This window comes from Pseudoduganella violaceinigra DSM 15887 (genome assembly GCF_000425385.1).
Lineage (GTDB): Bacteria > Pseudomonadota > Gammaproteobacteria > Burkholderiales > Burkholderiaceae_D > Rugamonas > Rugamonas violaceinigra.
Map to the genome: position 1 here is coordinate 148110 of NZ_AUDI01000015.1, position 15567 is coordinate 163676.

Below are 15567 nucleotides of genomic sequence, written 5' to 3' on the forward strand. Positions count from 1 at the left end.
ACCGCTGTTTGCGGAAAACCGATTAAATTATCTATTGACCAGCCTCGCTGCGTAAAGGAGATACAAGTGTCTGTTGCCTACTACATTGTCCTTGATAACGACGAACCGGACTTCGAGACGTTCGTGAATGGCAAAGCCGTCGCTCACGCCGCCGACGAAATTGACCAACTGTGCGACCAGCATGGCTTGCAGCGCCTGGATTCGTTCATGGGCCAGTCGATGGACGAATTCGCGGACATGCTCGATGAGGATATAGAACTTCCGGAGGGCGAAGACGGCGAAGCAAAATGGTTTAAGCCAAGCGATGGCATTTCCCTCATTGATGCTATAGCTTCGGCGATCAGGAAGCAGCCGGATTCTGTTCCATCCGCCGACGCCGTGCTCGAAGATTTGGCTGAATACAAAGAGGTGCTGCAACAGGCGCGCGACATCAACGCCAAATGGCATCTCGCGCTCGACATTTGATGTCTCGGCGTTAGAAGTTCATGGCAGTCATTGAACGGCGCGTTTCAATCAACGCCCCGGCCGATCTTGTATATCGCGTGTCGCAGGACTATTCGGTCCGTTACGAATGGGATCCTTTTCCGGAAAATATTTCCGTTGTTTCCGGCGATCCGGATGTCCTTGCAATCGGAACCCGCGTCCATGTTAAATCAAGACTCGGCATGAACATGCTGGTTGAGTTTGTGCAGCTGATGCCGCCGACACGTGCGGCGGTGACGATGGTCCAGGGACCGTGGTTCCTCGCCAAGTTTGCAGGCTCCTGGATCTTTGAAAGCGATGTTTCCGGCACACGCACGGAAGCGCGCTTTCGTTACATGATCGCCGCAAAGCCAGCGCCATTGCACCTGATAATCGAACCACTAGCTTTGCTCTACTTTTCGCGGGTCGTTTCGCGCCGCCTTGCGGGGCTTAAGGCTTACTGCGAAAAACGATTTCCGACTTGATGCCCCACACCCCGCAAAGAAGTCGCTCAATGAGCTGCGCCTTTCCTGCAAATCAAATGATGCACATGCTTCCCTTGTTTATCCTCGGCGGCTTGACTGCCCTGGCCTTTTCTCCACGCAACCTACGAAAGACCAGATACGTTCGCACAACAAAGGCTGTCGAGATGCTGACACAGGCAATGGGCCTTATCCTACTTGCGGGATTCATTTGTTCCATACTGTTTTCGACTCTGATTGGCTTTCCTGAATAGCTAATTACTTGACTGCACGGACGCGCCGCTCCTTCCGGCACGTACAAAGTACGACCACACACTCATGCCATTCCTCTATGCATCAGCCGAATATATCCGCCCCTGGAAGCTGGCATCGCTCGCCGCGGGTATAGCTTTACTCATCGCCGGTTCGATCTACACACCGGCGCCCGACTGGGATATCCCGATCAGTTTCATTATGGCGCTCTTGACCTACTTGACCGCGCCATGCAGCCTGAGGGTGCTCTTGGAACGAAGGTGGCGGCAATTTCCAGCCGCGGCTTTTACCACCTGGCTTTCGGTAGACGGTTGCTATGCTGCTTACTGGTACTTCAAGGATCCTGCGGCGCTGGAGCTGATGCGATCCGTCAACGCCCCAGCATCGCTCGCGCTCTACGGCATCTGCGGCGTGATATGGCTATATCGCGGCTCATTGAAAGACTTCGTGCGGGAGTTGCGCAGAGCTATCAATTCGTCAAAGGCTCCTTAACTGATCACGACATCGCCAGACACGCAGCAAGGTTGCCGACTCCGGAACGAGATCAATTGCGGTTAACTTTGGCACGTTAAACTGCATCTGCAATTTGCAAGGAATGCTAGCGGCCAATGAAAGCGCATCACAAAAAACTTAACTTCTGGAGTACATAAATATGGGCATGATCGGTTGTTTCGCTTCTCTTCCCGAGGAAACCCTTGTGCGTCTGCAGGGCGACGAGGATTCCGTTGAAGACTTCCTTTATCCAGATGATGGCGAAAGCGACCCCGAGAACTTTGTCGACATAGACAAAGCGTGGCACGGCATTCATTATTTGTTGACAGGGACGGCGGACGGAGGCTCGCCACCACTTAGCTTGGCCATCATTGGCGGCGACGAGTTCGGGCCAGATATGGGATACGGTCCAGCAAGATTTCTGACCGCAGCTCAAGTGGCAAGCATTACAGACGCCCTCGAGGGGCTTTCAGCGGAATCGCTGAGTGCCAGATTTGATCCTCAAGACATGGGCCGCCAACAGATTTACCCTGACTCAATCTGGGTCCGCGATGGCGCAGTTGGACTTGAATATCTGCTGGAATATTTTGAAGTGCTGCGGACCTTCTATCGCGATGCCGCCTCTCGCGGCGATGCGGTCATCCAGTGGCTCTCCTGACGGCACCTAGACGCCGCTGGTGAGCTTCCACCGTAGACCAAGGAGAGGTCAATGTCAGTCAAACGGATGGACAACGTCGGCATCGTGGTGGAAGACCTGGATGCCGCCATTGAGTTCTTTACCGAGCTTGGCCTCGATCTCGAGGGGCGCGCGCCGGTTGAAGGCCACTGGGCGGATGGCGTCACCGGCCTCAAAAGCATGCGCGTCGAGATTGCCATGATGCGTACTCCGGATGGCCACAGCAGGATCGAGTTGTCCCGCTTCCTCGCGCCTCCAGTGGCCGCCGATCACCGCGGCGATCCCGTGAACTCCCTAGGCTACTTGCGCGTCATGTTTGCGGTAGAGGATATCGACGACACGCTCGCCCGCCTGATCAAACGCGGGGCGACGCTGGTGGGCGAAGTGGCCCAGTATGAAAACATCTATCGGCTCTGCTACATCCGGGGTCCCGAAGGAATTCTGATCGGGCTAGCCCAGCAGATCGGGCTGGGGAGCTGAAAAAGCCGCCAGCACAGCGGGGCGCTCACTGGAGCGCCTACCTCTAACGCGGCATGCGATAAACCGGTGAAGATGGCTACGTCCCGCGCGCGGGACGCCCACGAATCCAGCCAGTACCGCTAGTTGATGGTGAAGTTGGCGTTCGATACGTCGAAGAAGATATTCCCGATTGCCTCAACCTTAATGCGCGCCGCGGTGGTCGACACGGCAGGTAAAGTCACCATTTTGCTGCCGTTGTTAGGGGTGCTGGCCGCCAACACATATGGGAAGGTTTGCCCGCCATCCGTCGAAAGGCTGATTTTCACATTCGCGGTACTCACCGGCGAAGCGGCGGTATTGGCGACATTCCAGGTCACGTTCGTCTGAGCACCTCGGCCCAGCGTCACCGCCGTATTCGGCGCGGTCACCAGGAACGGTCCGGCACCAGCTGCCAGCACCAGGCGGGTTGCAGCGCTGCCCGCCCCGCCATGTCCATCGCGCGCGGTCAGGCGGAAGTTCAAGCTAGCCGGCTTGGCATTCACCTTGGTGTAGCCCGTATAGCTTGCCGTTGGCAGGAACTCCGAATAGCAGGCGATGTCGGACACGCTCGGCGGCGATGCAGGCGTTGGGCAGGAACCCGTCTCCGCGTTGGTGTTGTTGGCGAGGATTTGCGCCATGTCGGGGAAGCTGCGGGTCGGACTCGTCGTCACCATATTCTCGCCCGGCGAGCCATAGATCAAGGCATCGCTGTCGCTGACCAGGGCCTGCAGTCCGAATTGGCGGAATAGCGGACCGTTCGATTTGCTGTTGCTCATGAGCGCCGTGCCGCTGGATGCGGCGCGATCGTTTTGCTCCCACAAGTAAGTCATCGGCTCGCCCTCGGCATTGCTCGCGCTTCCGGTTAGTACAAAGGGCGTGCGGACTGGAATGGTGTAGGTCGGCGTCACCGTCACTGCCGGCGTGCTGTTGCCTGTTGCGCTCACAACGCCCCGCTTGCGCGTCGATCCGCCGGCAACGATTTCGCCCACCGAACCGCTGCAGCCGCCTGTACAGTTCGACATCTGCAGTACGCCTGCCTGGACACCGGCCAGCGCACCGCCGAAAGTGGCGGTAAATCCGGCGTCGCTGACCGAGCTCACGGACACCGTCGCACTCGCCGGCCAGCCTGGAATCGCCTGGATCGCAGACTTGATGCCCGTGGCCGAGTAATTCGATCCACGAATGATCGGCGCGGATGCGTTGCCGTTATAGCTCAAGGTGAATTGCTGGCCGTTGCTGGAAAAGCCACGCAGCACGCCCAGTTGCACCGACGAGAGGTTGGACTCCGTACCGGAAGTGTAGGCCGTGATCTCATCGAAGCTGCGCTGCGACCAGTAGGCGTCGCTGTGCCGCTGCAGGTCGTCGGTTCCGCAGATGCCGGCATATGCCATGATGGACGAACCGCTGCCCGGCTCCACCGACGTTCCCGCATTGCGATTGCCGCCCGCGCAGCTGCCGCTGGTACCGTTGAAAGTATGGTTGCCGGCAAACTGGTGGCCCATTTCATGCGCGACGTAGTCCACCGCGTAAAAGTCGCCCACCGGAGTCGGGATGCCGGTGCAGCCCTGCGCTTTATAGTTCCCGCCGACGACGCCGAGGCTGGCGATACCGCCGCCATTGAGGCCCAGCGCGATATGGCCGACGTCGAAATTGCCGGCACCGGCGAGTAGGCCGATTACCGTGCGATTCTGGTTCAGCGTAGCGCCGCTGCAGCCCGATGCCTGGGACGCGGTATAGCAGGCGTTGGCGCCGCATGGGCCGTTGGCGCCGGTCATCTGGGCGTCGGTATCGAGGTTGAGGGCATCGTTGTTGCCGATCAGGACAAGACGGATCGACGTCTCGTCTTCATATACCTGCGTAACCCGGTTGATCAGGCTGACCTTGGCCGCCGTGACATTGGCGCCGCCGCCAAAGTAATTGGCGTAGGAGGGATCGCTCAGCAAGGCAAGCCGATAGGTGCGCAACTGCGTTCCTGTTGCCGCAGCGGGACTGATATCGCCGGCGACCACCTGGTACGAAGAAGCCGCAGTCTTGTTGCCGTCCGATGCGGTGATGGCGTAGGCGCCCGTGCTGCGCGTTGGGTCGGCGGCAAACGTCGCCGATACCACGCCGTCCTGGTTCGCCGACACGACCATGCTGTGCACCGGGCCGAATTCCGCCCCTTCATTCTGCACGGTGAGGGAGACAGAAGCCCCGGGAGCAAAGCCAGCGCCGCGTACTTCCACTTCTTCGCCGGCATGGTAAAAGCTACGGGGCAGTACGATTTGCGGCGCGTCGATACTCCCCTCCTTGAAGGCGCCGTGGCGGTTCGGCAGGTCGCGCGAGTGGTAGCTGGTATAGATGCTGTCGTCCAGATGCGCGGCGGGATCGACGTACCAGGCGCCGTTCGGCGAGCGTACCGATGCGTGCAAACCGATCGGCGTGATGTCCATGCGCAGGGTGGCGGAAGGATCATCAATGCCGCGACCGGCGTATGTCCTGATTTCCGGATGCCGGGCAGCGAGACCTTCCTCCATGACGGGCGAATTCACGACCGTGAAGCGCTGATAACCGCCCAGCGGATGCGGCAGCGAGATGATGGTGCCGCTCTGTTTCGCCGACAGCGATCGCTCGTGCGGTGCGCTTGCCAGCATCTGCGCCATCGCTGCACGGTCCAGGGTTGCCGCATGGTAGCGCCGCGGCAGCGCTGCCGCGGCGGCGTTCTTGCCATGCACGCGCTGCACATCGGCCTCGCCTGCGTCGCGCCAGTGGGCGCCGCTTGCCTGGACCGGAATTTCCGGCTTGCCTTTTCCTTCTGCCGCCAGGGAGTTCAGTGCGCTGAGGATCAGTGCACTTGCAAGCGCAAGCTTCAAGGGGGTATGCGTAGTCATTCCGTGCCTTTTTGTAATGGGTGATTGAAGGTCGAAACTGTGCAACTACTGCAATGGAAGAGTATTTAGGAATTGATGAGCTAGCTCAAGAAAAGTTCGATCGGAGCGTCGCCAGAAGCAGACAGCTTTCCGTGCTGTAACTGATTTGATCAGTTTGATGAGTAAGTGGCCCACCGCAAGCGCCGTGCTACCATTTGCAAAAAGTAAATCTGGGCTTATTGCAAGTCCTGACAAAGCAGGTCGCCAGGCGACTTGACAAAAAAGGCTCATGGAACCATCCAACAATATTCGACACGCAACATGCCAAGCGTCTTGATTGAAGTGCGGCGGCAATATACGCAAGAGCAGGAGGTTGCGCTGATGGATGCCGTTCATCAGGCCTTGCGCGACGCCTTCAAAATCCTTCCGGGCGACAGGAATGTTCGCCTGCTCGTACATGAACCGCATCGATTTGCCTGTCCGCCTGACCGGGAGCGGCCGGAGTTCTATACGCACGTGAGCATCGACGCATTTGCGGGACGCTCACTCGATGCCAAGCGAAATCTCTACAAAGCAATCGTGGATTACCTCGAGCCTTTCGGCATTCCAAGGAACCATGTGAAAATCCTGCTCAGGGAGATCTCCAGTGAAAACTGGGGTATCCGCGGCGGCCAGGCGGGATGCGATGTCGCGCTTGGGTTCAAGGTCGATGTCTGACCCCGCAAAGCAGCCAGTCCACATGCATAAGCTTTCACATCTTGCCGGAAATGAGTGGGCTGAACACTCATTTGAACCAGTCTTCGCTCTTGAAGCGAATCGCATCACGGGCGCAGTACCCGCGGGGTCTATCACCGTTTTTGAGAACCTTGTTTCAGGTTTGACCGAACCGGTTATCCTGCTTTATATCCTCCATACGCCGCGCGGCGAAGGAGATGCCGGACGCTATCAGAGTCCCGAACTGACAACCGCTGCCTTTCGCGCCTTCTTAAGCAAGTACCGAGCATTCCTCACCGGTGATGCGCGTTTTGATATTTGGGCCTACTCGCCGCACGAACGCGCCACGGTAGTCTGGGATAGGCACAACCAGTTTTTTGCATATGGCCCCATCCAACAATATGTTTCGCAGTTGATGGCGCTCGGCTTTAAAGAAGATACGATTCCATCGCTTGGTCCGCACCAGCACCACTATCGGCCAGAACTTGATCCATTAGCCAAAGCATTGCTGGACGAATTCCCATGGTCCTACTCACCGCTCCGCCCCGAGGACGAACAATGAACCAGCAAGGAGGACTTTATGCCATTCCTTTGCGGTCCTAAGAACTCGCGCTATACGTACACTGGAACGCCTTGCCCCCATCTGGACTTGGCACTGCGTTCAGATGCTCGAACATTGGGGGATGCAATTCGCGAGTACGAAACGCATTTCAACGTCCAGGTAACGCCGATGCTCGAAGCCTTCGATGGTGACCTGGAAAATTCTGGAAAATATTTTGAGTTTACCGATTTAAGCACCGGCGGAGCCCGGCAAGCAGTCGACATACATGTCGTTCGCAACAACGAGGAGATTTGTCCGAAGCAGGAGCTCTCCTTCGTTTTGTTCGCGGACGATGTGGTCGAACTTGGCGATCTGGCATGCTGACCTGGCAGCAGGAACAAGGTAGCGCGTGCGAGCACCTGGCCCATTGCGAGTATCATCCCACACACAAAATTTCGAACACCACTTTCACTCAATGAATAACGACAAACTCGCCGTCTTGTTCTTTGCAACTGCCCTGACTTTCGCCACGCTGACTGTTGCAACGTTATCGCTCGATTCGCTCATGGCGTGGATGGACATGCAGTCCCCGCAAACCCAGGTGGCCATCCGCATGTTGCTGCCTGCCGCTACCATCGTTTCCATCTGCCTGGGAGCCGTGGCTCGCAAATTCTCAGGCGGCAATCATGGTAAAGCCTCGCGTTCCCGCACCACACGCTGAGTTCGAATTACTGACGAAGCACGATCTTCACGATCTGGCGGATCGCCTGCTGGTGCAGGAAGCGGAAGCGATTGAGCAATGCGTACAGTTTGTCCTGGCGGAGACGCGCGGCCATTGGCACGGACGCGCGCGAGCCATGATGTGCCGCCGGCTGAAGCACTGTGCGCTCGGCCGCACGCATCGAACCCTGTTGGTGGCGACGATCACAGACCGCCTGGCCACAGGCATGTTTTCAGAGCAGTTCAAAGACCAATTGCGCCTGGCCATGCACCTGGATTTTGAACAAACTGCCGTGGCCTGCCGCAACATCACCGCCTGCCCTCGCAAGCTGTACATCCGGCGCTATGCCGAATGGGTGTTGATGCCGGAACGGCTGCAGTTTTTCGGACCCCGCGCACAATGACCGAACAGGCAGTTGAAAAGGCTGGCGCCGATGAGGGGAAAGGCGCAAGATGCCCAAGTTCGCACCCGCTACTTCGCAATACACGCTTCAGCGCAGCAGCAGCGCATTGGAAATTTCCGGCGCTTCGACGAGCGCTGCACTCGATGAGGAGAGCAAACCATGCTGAAACCGATCGGACCGTTCCAGGCTGTCGATACCTATCTCCACCTTGGGCCTGAAGGATCTGCCGTCCCGCTCGAGGTCAACGCTTCCTTTTGGGATGACCTGACATCCGGCGCCTTTGCGCACCTGGGCCCGGGCCGGCTGGTGTCGACTTACGATTTCAACGAAGATTGGGGCGGCTGGGAGCGGCATCCCGCCGGCGAAGAAGTGGTGCTCCTGCTCACCGGCGCGCTGGAATTTGTGCTGGAAACGGAAGCCGGCCCGCGCAAGGTCGAACTGAAGCAGCCCGGCCAATTCCTGCTGGTCCCGCGCGGCACCTGGCACACGGCCAACGTCGCGCAGCATGCCAGGGTTCTGTTCATCACGCCCGGCGAGGGCACCGAACACCGCCCGCGGGCTACCTGATCTTCCCGGCGTAAATCTTGCGGAACTTGGCCACTTTGGGCGCCACCACAAAGGCGCAATAGCCCTGCAGCGGATGCTGGGCGAAGTAATTCTGGTGGTAGTCCTCGGCCTTGTAGAACGGTGTGGCCGGCGCCAGCTCCGTGACGATGGGCGCGTCCCACACATGGGCCATTTCGGCGATCACATGCCGCGCCGTCGCTTCCTGTTCGGGCGTCTGGTAGAAGATCACGGAACGGTATTGGGTGCCCACATCGTTCCCTTGGCGGTTCAGGGTGGTCGGATCGTGGATGGTAAAGAAGATTTCCAGCAAGTCGCGGTAGCTGACCTGAGCCGGGTCGAACTCCATCCGCACCACCTCGGCATGGCCGGTTTCGCCGGTGCAGACCTGTTCATAGGTCGGGTTGGGCTGCGCGCCCCCCATATAGCCGGATTCGATCTTGCTTACGCCGCGCACTTCCAGATAAACGGCCTCGGTGCACCAGAAGCATCCACCGCCCAGGATTGCCACTTCAGACATATCGCCCTCCTCACGTACCGGAAGTATTACTGTAGCGCAAATCGGCAGTCACTGCTCAAAAAGTGCCGCCTTAGCTAAAATCCCCGTCGCTTTCGCCAAAGGTTAGACTATCGTTCTTTGGCATAATCTCTTTGAAACAAACAGGTCCCGCATGAATACCAGTTCCCCACGCGCCACCGAGCGCGAATTCGACAGTGCGCATTTTCGCCAGGCACTGTCGCAATTTGCCACAGGTGTGACCGTGATTACCACGCGGCTCGCAGATGGCAGTTTCCGTGGCTTGACGGCCAGCTCCTTCAATTCCGTCTCGCTGGATCCGCCCTTGGTGCTGTGGAGCCTGGGTTCCGGCGCCAACAGCATGCCCATTTTCAGCGGTAACTCGCACTATGTGATCAATGTGCTGAGCGCCGACCAGGCCCACCTGGCGAAGCTGTTTTCGACCCGCACGGAAGACCCGTTCGGCACGGTCGAATTCGAGCTGTCGCGCACCGGCCAGCCGATCCTGAAGGGTTGCACGGCGTGGTTTGAATGCCACAACCGTAGCCGCTATCCGGAGGGCGACCACGTGATTTTCGTGGGCGAGGTCGAGCATTGCGAGTTTGCGGGGAATGCACCGCTGGTATTCCACAGCGGACAGTTCCGTGACCTGTTGAAATGATTGATTTTTTATAAACACAGAGAGACAGGAAGCATAATGAGCAAAGCCGCATTCCACTGGGACGATCCCCTGCTGCTGAACGACCAGCTGACCGACGACGAGCGCATGGTGCGCGACGCCGCCGCGGCGTATTGCCAGGACAAGCTGGCGCCGCGCATCCTGGAAGCCTTCCGCCACGAGCAGATGGACACCTCCATCTTCCGCGAAATGGGCGAGCTGGGCCTGCTGGGCCCGACCATCCCGGAACAATACGGCGGCCCGGGCCTGAACTATGTGGCTTACGGCCTGATCGCGCGCGAAGTGGAGCGCGTCGATTCCGGCTACCGCTCGATGATGTCGGTGCAATCGTCCCTGGTGATGGTGCCGATCTATGAATTCGGCACCGAAGCCCAAAAGCAGAAATACCTGCCAAAGCTGGCCACCGGCGAATGGATCGGCTGCTTCGGCCTGACCGAGCCGAATCACGGCTCCGACCCTGGTTCGATGATCACCCGCGCCAAGAAGGTGCCAGGCGGCTACTCGCTGACCGGCTCCAAGATGTGGATCACCAACTCGCCGGTTGCCGACGTGTTCGTGGTCTGGGCCAAGGACGATGAAGGCGCGATCCGCGGCTTCGTGCTGGAAAAGGGCATGAAAGGCCTGTCCGCCCCGGCGATTCACGGCAAGTTCGGCCTGCGCGCGTCGATCACCGGCGAAATCGTGATGGATGAAGTGTTCTGCCCGGAAGAAAACGCCTTCCCGGACGTACGCGGCCTGAAAGGCCCGTTCACCTGCCTGAATTCGGCCCGCTACGGCATCGCCTGGGGCGCGCTGGGCGCGGCGGAATCCTGCTGGCATACCGCCCGCCAGTACACCCTGGACCGCCAGCAGTTCGGCCGTCCGCTGGCGGCCAACCAGCTGGTGCAGAAGAAGCTGGCCGACATGCAGACCGAAATCACGCTCGGCCTGCAAGGCTGCCTGCGCCTGGGCCGCATGAAGGATGAAGGCACGGCGGCTGTCGAAATCACCTCGATCATGAAGCGCAACTCCTGCGGCAAGTCGCTGGACATCGCCCGCGTGGCGCGCGACATGCTGGGCGGCAACGGCATCTCCGACGAGTTCGGCATCATCCGCCACATGGTGAACCTGGAAGTGGTCAACACCTACGAAGGCACGCACGACATCCACGCCCTGATCCTGGGCCGCGCGATGACCGGCATCCAAGCCTTCCAATAAAGCACGATTTGTCCACCTCGGGGTCAGGAAGCGAGGTGGACACAAAATTCCTTCCTGCAAAAAATGTCCACCCGGCTTCCTGACCCCGCGGTGGACTTTTTTTTCGTGCTAGCATGTTTGCCGATCCCTCTACCTTCTGCGGAGCGACAGCATGCCTCAAGATCGCGTTCCAACTTTGTACGAATGGCTTGGCGGTAGCGCAGCGCTGAACCGGCTGACCACCCGCTTCTACCAGCTCGTCAAGGCCGACACTCTGCTCGGACCTGTCTTTGCCCATATGGGCGAGCGCCATCCGGCGCATGTCGCGGCCTTCCTGGGCGAGGTTTTGGGCGGTCCGGCCGCTTATTCCGAGGCGCACGGCGGCCATGCGCAGATGATCCGCCAGCATTTGAACCGCCACCTGTCGCAGGAACAGCGCCGGCGCTGGGTCGCCCTGCTGCTGGAAACTGCCGATGAACTGGATATGCCGGACGATCCCGAATTCCGCTCGGCCCTGGTGGGCTACCTGGAATGGGGTTCGCGCCTGGCGGTCATCAATTCCCAGCCCGGCGCCACGGTGGAAGCCGAACAGCCCATGCCCAAATGGGGTTGGGGCGAGGTCAAGGGGCCGTACACCGGAGGCTGAAGCCGCTGCCCGCAGCGCAAAAAAAAGCCGCCTTGCGGCGGCTTGGGTCGGGCAATCGCTTAGAAGCGGTAACCGATCGCCAGGCTGACGGCCAGCGGGTCCAGCTTGATGTCCAGCGTCTGGCCGGTCGAGAAGTGGGCCCGGGTCTTGAGCTTGGTCTTGACCACGTTCATGTCGGCGTAATAGCGGTCGCTGATCTTGACCGTACCGCCGATGACCGCGCTGACAGCATGCTTGGCATCCAGCGAGTAGGTCGATGGCGTGCCGCCGGCGTTCAGCACAGCGGTCAACTGGGCGGAACCGGTTTCCTTGCGGAAGTAAGCATAGCTGTAGCCGATACCGACGTAGGGACGCACCGCCGCGGTCGATTCGAACAGGCGGTATTGCAGGAACAGCGTCGGTGGCAACGCTTCGGCCGTCGCCAGCTTGCCGGTGCCCTCGATCGAGCCGGCGCCGTACAGGGTGTGCTTGTACGGTGCGCCCAGCATCAGCTCGGTGCTCACGTTATCGGTGATCATGTAGCCGACGCTGAAGATCGGCTTGGTGTCCGAGCCGACTTCGGCCTTGATGCCCGGCTTGGACGGCGCGGTGACGTCGCCCGAGGTGACGTTCGGCGAGATGCGGTTGAAACCGATCTTGCCCAGCCATTCACCTTTGGCTTGCGCGTGGGCGCCCGATGCGGCGCCCAGCGCGGCAACGACGGCCAGCAGCTTGACAGTGTTATTGATTCGTTTGGTCATTGTGTCTCCAGTTCTTTTTATTACAGCCAGCCCTTGGCCACCATTTTTTCCGATACCAGGCGTGCCAGCAGCAGGTGCAGGAACGGGGTCGGGTGGACGGTGTCGGCGTAAGCGTAATGGCTCACGTCACCCGGCTTCAGGTTGTTGATGGTGCAGGCCAGGGAGCTCTCCAGCGGATTCTTGGCCGGGCTCAGGTCGCAGGCCGTGTCCGTGACGTTGGTCAGACCGTATGGCGCCGGATTGGTGGCCTGGTCATGGCTGGAGCTGTAAACGTCCACCAGCAGGATCTTCGGATCATTCGCCAGGCCGGCGGCCAGGGTGTCGTTGAAGGCCTTCACGATGGCGCTGATCAGGGCGCGGGTGGCGTCCGAGGCCGACAGGCCGGACGGGGTGTTGGCGATGTCCGGCATATTGTTCACGACCACATAGTTGGCGCCGTTCGCCACGATCTGGGTCTTCACCATTGCCACCAGCTCCGAGCCTGCCTGGGCGATGGCTTTGACCATGACCGGGCCTTGCGCGGCAGCGTAGTCGTCGCCGGCCTTGATGCCGGCGGCGGTGGCGTCCGCCTTGGCTTTCGCAGCCATGGGGCCGAACACGGCTGGCGAAGCGGCGGCGGTATTGCCGGCCAGGACGGCAGCGTTTACTGCGGCGGTCACGATGCTGGTGCTGTCGCTGCCGGCGCGCGCGGCCTCGGTGGCGATGGCCAGGCCGATCGATTGCGCGGCTGTGGCGGGATTGGTCGCCCCTGCGGCCAGCTGGGTGGCCAGGCTGGTGGCGAAGGCGGTGCTGCCGGCGGCGTTCGCCACGGCGGCCAACTGGCCGAGGGCAATCAGCACGTCGTTGTTGCCGCCCATGACGTAGACGACTTCATCGCCCTTGAACTTGCCGCCCATGATCCCCAGGTGGTTCTTGACCTGGGTGACCAGCGGCACCGTCAGGCCGCCCAGCGCGCTGCCGGTGGCCTTGTTGCCTGGGCCGACGGGATTGGTCACACGGGCGCCGCCCTGTGCGTAGCCGTAGCAGCCGGCCTTGGTCTGCACTGGCACGCTGAAGCCCTTGCTGGCATCGCCATCTAGGCCGGTCATGGCCGGGCATGGCGCCGGCAGGCCGGCTTGGGTCGCCATCAGCTCGGTCCAGTTCTTGCCGGTCAGGGCCGGGTTCGCTTTCGAGTTGTCGCCATTGATGGTATAGGTGCCGCCGCCGATGGCCGCCAGGGCGCCGACGCGGTAAGTGCCCACGTCCGACAGGCTGTCGCCGAAGGTGACCTGGGCAGAGAATTTGACTTTCGGGGTTTGTTCGCCAGGACGTGGGTCGCCGCTGCCGCAACCGGCAATAACTGCCGCTGCCATGACAGTCATGGCAAGTTTGATATGACGCATCTTGTCTCCAGAGGGGTGGTTTTTATTTGATTTCGCGAACGGCCGTGCTATTCGCTGCCCAAATAATATGCCAGTGATCGTAACATTGTAATAAGGGGTATTTGATAAAAAACGCCCAACCATGCGCGATCCCGGCGCGCGACTGTAGCAGTGTAGCGTCAGCAATGCAAATTTATCGCCCGCCAGCGTTGGCTGTTTGGCAAATTTCGCCGTTAATGCGCGGCCAAGGCATCGTGCGCCATCAGTGCATTGAAGTAGCTGCGGGCAGCCAGCAGGCAGGGGGCGCCTGCCAGGCGCGCGTGATAGCTTTCCATCAACAGTTCAGCCGCGTCGCGGCCCGTTTTGGCGGCCTCTTCCTGTGCCCTTTTCTGCGCCTCGCCGCGGATCAGGACAAAGCTGCGGCGGGCCTCGCTGAAAGCGTCCTGGGCGCCCTGCTCTTCCAGGTCGACCACGGTGGGCGGCGCGCCATGCCGGGTGAAGTAGTCGGCCGCCGCCGTGGCATTGAAGAAGGGCACGGACGGGTCCTTGCTGCCGCCGCACAGCAGCAAGGGACTTTGCGGGACGTAGTTGCGCAAGTCGTTCTTCAGCATCCATTTGCGCAGGTTGTTGGCGGGCGTGCAGGCGTCGCCATCGCAGGGATGCTGCGCCAGGTCCTGCAGGTAAGCTTCGCGGAAGCTGCTGCGCACCAGATGCGGGTCGCTGAAATAGGCCGCGGCGCCGTCGCCCTGCGGCTGCGAGTCCAGCGCGAAGACGGCGCGCTTGGGCAGCTTGCCTTGCTTCACCAGTTCGTTGCGCGTCATCGTCGATGGGAACAGGGTCTCGATGCCGCTGGCGTACGGCATCTCGTACAACTCTTCCGGCTTGCCGTAAATCGCCGCGCCGGCACGCTGGGCGGAGGTGGCGATCAGCGGCAAATAGATCGTGATGCCGGCATTCGGCTGGCCACTGAATACCGTATCGGAAAAGCGCGCCATGGCGTACGGGCCGGACAGGCCGGCGGCGGCGGTGACCTTGAATTCGCCCCCCAACTGCATGGCGCGCTGGGTGGCGAGCGTGACGTGCCCGCCCTGCGAGTAGCCGGCCAGGAACAGCTGCGGGCCGGGCTGCGCCTTGAGCTGGGCCATGGCGGCGCGGGCGGCACGCAGGGCGTCGGTCATATCGGCCGCCTGCTGTTCCGCGTTCAGGTAAGGATGGTAGGGCAGCGAGGAGCCCTCATAACCGGCGTAATTGGGCGCCACCACGATATAGCCCTGCGCCGTGAACAGGGCCGCCACCAGCTTCGCTTCGCCGCGCAGGCGGGCCATATTGTGGTCCTTGGCGGTCGAAGTGCCGTGGGCATACAGCAGCACCGGGCGCGGGCCCTGGCAGGCCGGATCCTCGCCCGATGGCAGGATCAGCGCCGTGCTGGCGTCGGTCGCTTCGCCGCCGCCGCCGATGGTGCTGTAGCGCAGGCTGTAGGTGGTGATGGTGCAGCGCGGCGTGCCGGCGACGGCGGCCAGCGCACTGCCGGCTTTCGCCAGCACTTCGGCCAGCATGGCCGGTTCAATACGTTTGGAAGTGCTGAAGGCGCCCGTTTCGATGCGCGACAAGGTGGGGCCTGCGAGCAGCGTGCCGCGTTCATGGGCCGCAAGCAACCCCCGGGCATCGGCGGAGGTTTCGGCGCCGGCGGCAGGCGGTGCGCCGGGCAGCAACAGCGCGGCGGCCGTGGCGATGCGGGCCACGCGTCGTGCGAACTGCGCCGTGTTGCCGGACATGGCTGCCTCCTCGCTTGCG

General features: G+C 60.7%; 19 protein-coding genes. 14 read left to right on the forward strand and 5 right to left on the reverse strand.

The features are described 5' to 3' along the window. Window positions 1–66 precede the first annotated feature (66 nt). From H597_RS0110075 to H597_RS0110100, 5 genes are all read left to right on the forward strand, one after another. A complete protein-coding gene (locus H597_RS0110075) occupies window positions 67–465 on the forward strand; it encodes a hypothetical protein (RefSeq protein WP_028102029.1) in 399 nt (132 codons plus the stop codon). Between the two features lie 20 nt (window positions 466–485). Then, entirely contained in the window at window positions 486–947 is a 462-nt protein-coding gene (locus H597_RS0110080; protein WP_028102030.1) for a type II toxin-antitoxin system RatA family toxin, read from the forward strand. A 315-nt stretch (window positions 948–1262) separates the two neighbouring features. Beyond that, a complete protein-coding gene (locus H597_RS0110090; RefSeq protein WP_028102032.1) occupies window positions 1263–1688 on the forward strand; it encodes a hypothetical protein in 426 nt (141 codons plus the stop codon). A gap of 160 nt (window positions 1689–1848) precedes the next feature. After that, window positions 1849–2346 carry a YfbM family protein gene (locus tag H597_RS0110095; RefSeq protein WP_028102033.1) on the forward strand — a complete coding sequence of 166 codons (498 nt, stop codon included), beginning with the start codon at window positions 1849–1851 and terminating at the stop codon, window positions 2344–2346. Between the two features lie 51 nt (window positions 2347–2397). Continuing rightward, on the forward strand, window positions 2398–2844 hold the full coding sequence (locus H597_RS0110100) for a VOC family protein (RefSeq protein WP_028102034.1): 447 nt from the start codon (window positions 2398–2400) through the stop codon (window positions 2842–2844). A 119-nt stretch (window positions 2845–2963) separates the two neighbouring features. Here H597_RS0110100 and H597_RS30415 read toward each other — a convergent pair whose 3' ends face one another. Further along, a complete protein-coding gene (locus tag H597_RS30415) occupies window positions 2964–5732 on the reverse strand; it encodes a M12 family metallo-peptidase (RefSeq protein ID WP_083941037.1) in 2769 nt (922 codons plus the stop codon). A 252-nt stretch (window positions 5733–5984) separates the two neighbouring features. Between H597_RS30415 and H597_RS0110110 the strand changes: the two genes are divergently transcribed. The 6 genes from H597_RS0110110 to H597_RS0110135 all read left to right on the forward strand — a co-directional run bounded on the left by H597_RS0110110 (window position 5985) and on the right by H597_RS0110135 (window position 8657). Then, a complete protein-coding gene (locus H597_RS0110110; protein ID WP_229632138.1) occupies window positions 5985–6428 on the forward strand; it encodes a tautomerase family protein in 444 nt (147 codons plus the stop codon). Window positions 6429–6450: 22 nt separating this feature from the next. Next, window positions 6451–6987 (forward strand): hypothetical protein, encoded by a 537-nt coding sequence (locus H597_RS0110115; protein ID WP_028102036.1) that lies wholly within the window; start codon window positions 6451–6453, stop codon window positions 6985–6987. An 18-nt stretch (window positions 6988–7005) separates the two neighbouring features. After that, entirely contained in the window at window positions 7006–7350 is a 345-nt protein-coding gene (locus tag H597_RS0110120; RefSeq protein ID WP_154668038.1) for a hypothetical protein, read from the forward strand. A gap of 91 nt (window positions 7351–7441) precedes the next feature. After that, complete coding sequence (locus H597_RS34765) at window positions 7442–7687, forward strand: hypothetical protein (protein WP_154668039.1); 246 nt, start codon at window positions 7442–7444, stop codon at window positions 7685–7687. Then, entirely contained in the window at window positions 7653–8090 is a 438-nt protein-coding gene (locus H597_RS34770) for a hypothetical protein (RefSeq protein ID WP_154668040.1), read from the forward strand. Before H597_RS34765 ends, H597_RS34770 begins: the two co-directional genes overlap by 35 nt. Window positions 8091–8249: 159 nt before the next feature. Further along, the gene (locus H597_RS0110135) at window positions 8250–8657 is read left to right on the forward strand and encodes a cupin domain-containing protein (protein ID WP_028102038.1); all 408 of its coding nucleotides are present in this window, start codon (window positions 8250–8252) and stop codon (window positions 8655–8657) included. Here H597_RS0110135 and msrA read toward each other — a convergent pair. Continuing rightward, a complete protein-coding gene (msrA, locus tag H597_RS0110140; protein WP_035373735.1) occupies window positions 8650–9174 on the reverse strand; it encodes a peptide-methionine (S)-S-oxide reductase MsrA in 525 nt (174 codons plus the stop codon). The two genes, H597_RS0110135 and msrA, sit on opposite strands and share 8 nt — an antisense overlap. 151 nt (window positions 9175–9325) lie before the next feature. On the opposite strand from msrA, the gene H597_RS0110145 reads away from it, so the two are divergent. From H597_RS0110145 to H597_RS0110155, 3 genes are all read left to right on the forward strand, one after another. Continuing rightward, window positions 9326–9832, forward strand: coding sequence for a flavin reductase family protein (locus H597_RS0110145; RefSeq protein WP_028102040.1), 507 nt, complete (start codon window positions 9326–9328; stop codon window positions 9830–9832). Window positions 9833–9868: 36 nt separating this feature from the next. Continuing rightward, complete coding sequence (locus H597_RS0110150; RefSeq protein ID WP_028102041.1) at window positions 9869–11047, forward strand: acyl-CoA dehydrogenase; 1179 nt, start codon at window positions 9869–9871, stop codon at window positions 11045–11047. Between the two features lie 151 nt (window positions 11048–11198). After that, window positions 11199–11672: a group II truncated hemoglobin gene (locus H597_RS0110155; RefSeq protein WP_028102042.1), complete on the forward strand. Its 474-nt coding sequence runs from the start codon at window positions 11199–11201 to the stop codon at window positions 11670–11672. Window positions 11673–11731: 59 nt separating this feature from the next. On the opposite strand, the gene H597_RS0110160 is transcribed toward H597_RS0110155, so the two are convergent. From H597_RS0110160 to H597_RS30425, 3 genes are all read right to left on the reverse strand, one after another. After that, on the reverse strand, window positions 11732–12412 hold the full coding sequence (locus H597_RS0110160) for an OmpW/AlkL family protein (RefSeq protein WP_028102043.1): 681 nt from the start codon (window positions 12410–12412) through the stop codon (window positions 11732–11734). A gap of 20 nt (window positions 12413–12432) precedes the next feature. After that, a complete protein-coding gene (locus H597_RS0110165) occupies window positions 12433–13794 on the reverse strand; it encodes an SGNH/GDSL hydrolase family protein (protein WP_028102044.1) in 1362 nt (453 codons plus the stop codon). A 212-nt stretch (window positions 13795–14006) separates the two neighbouring features. After that, entirely contained in the window at window positions 14007–15548 is a 1542-nt protein-coding gene (locus H597_RS30425) for an alpha/beta hydrolase family protein (RefSeq protein WP_051293673.1), read from the reverse strand. Window positions 15549–15567: the final 19 nt, after the last annotated feature.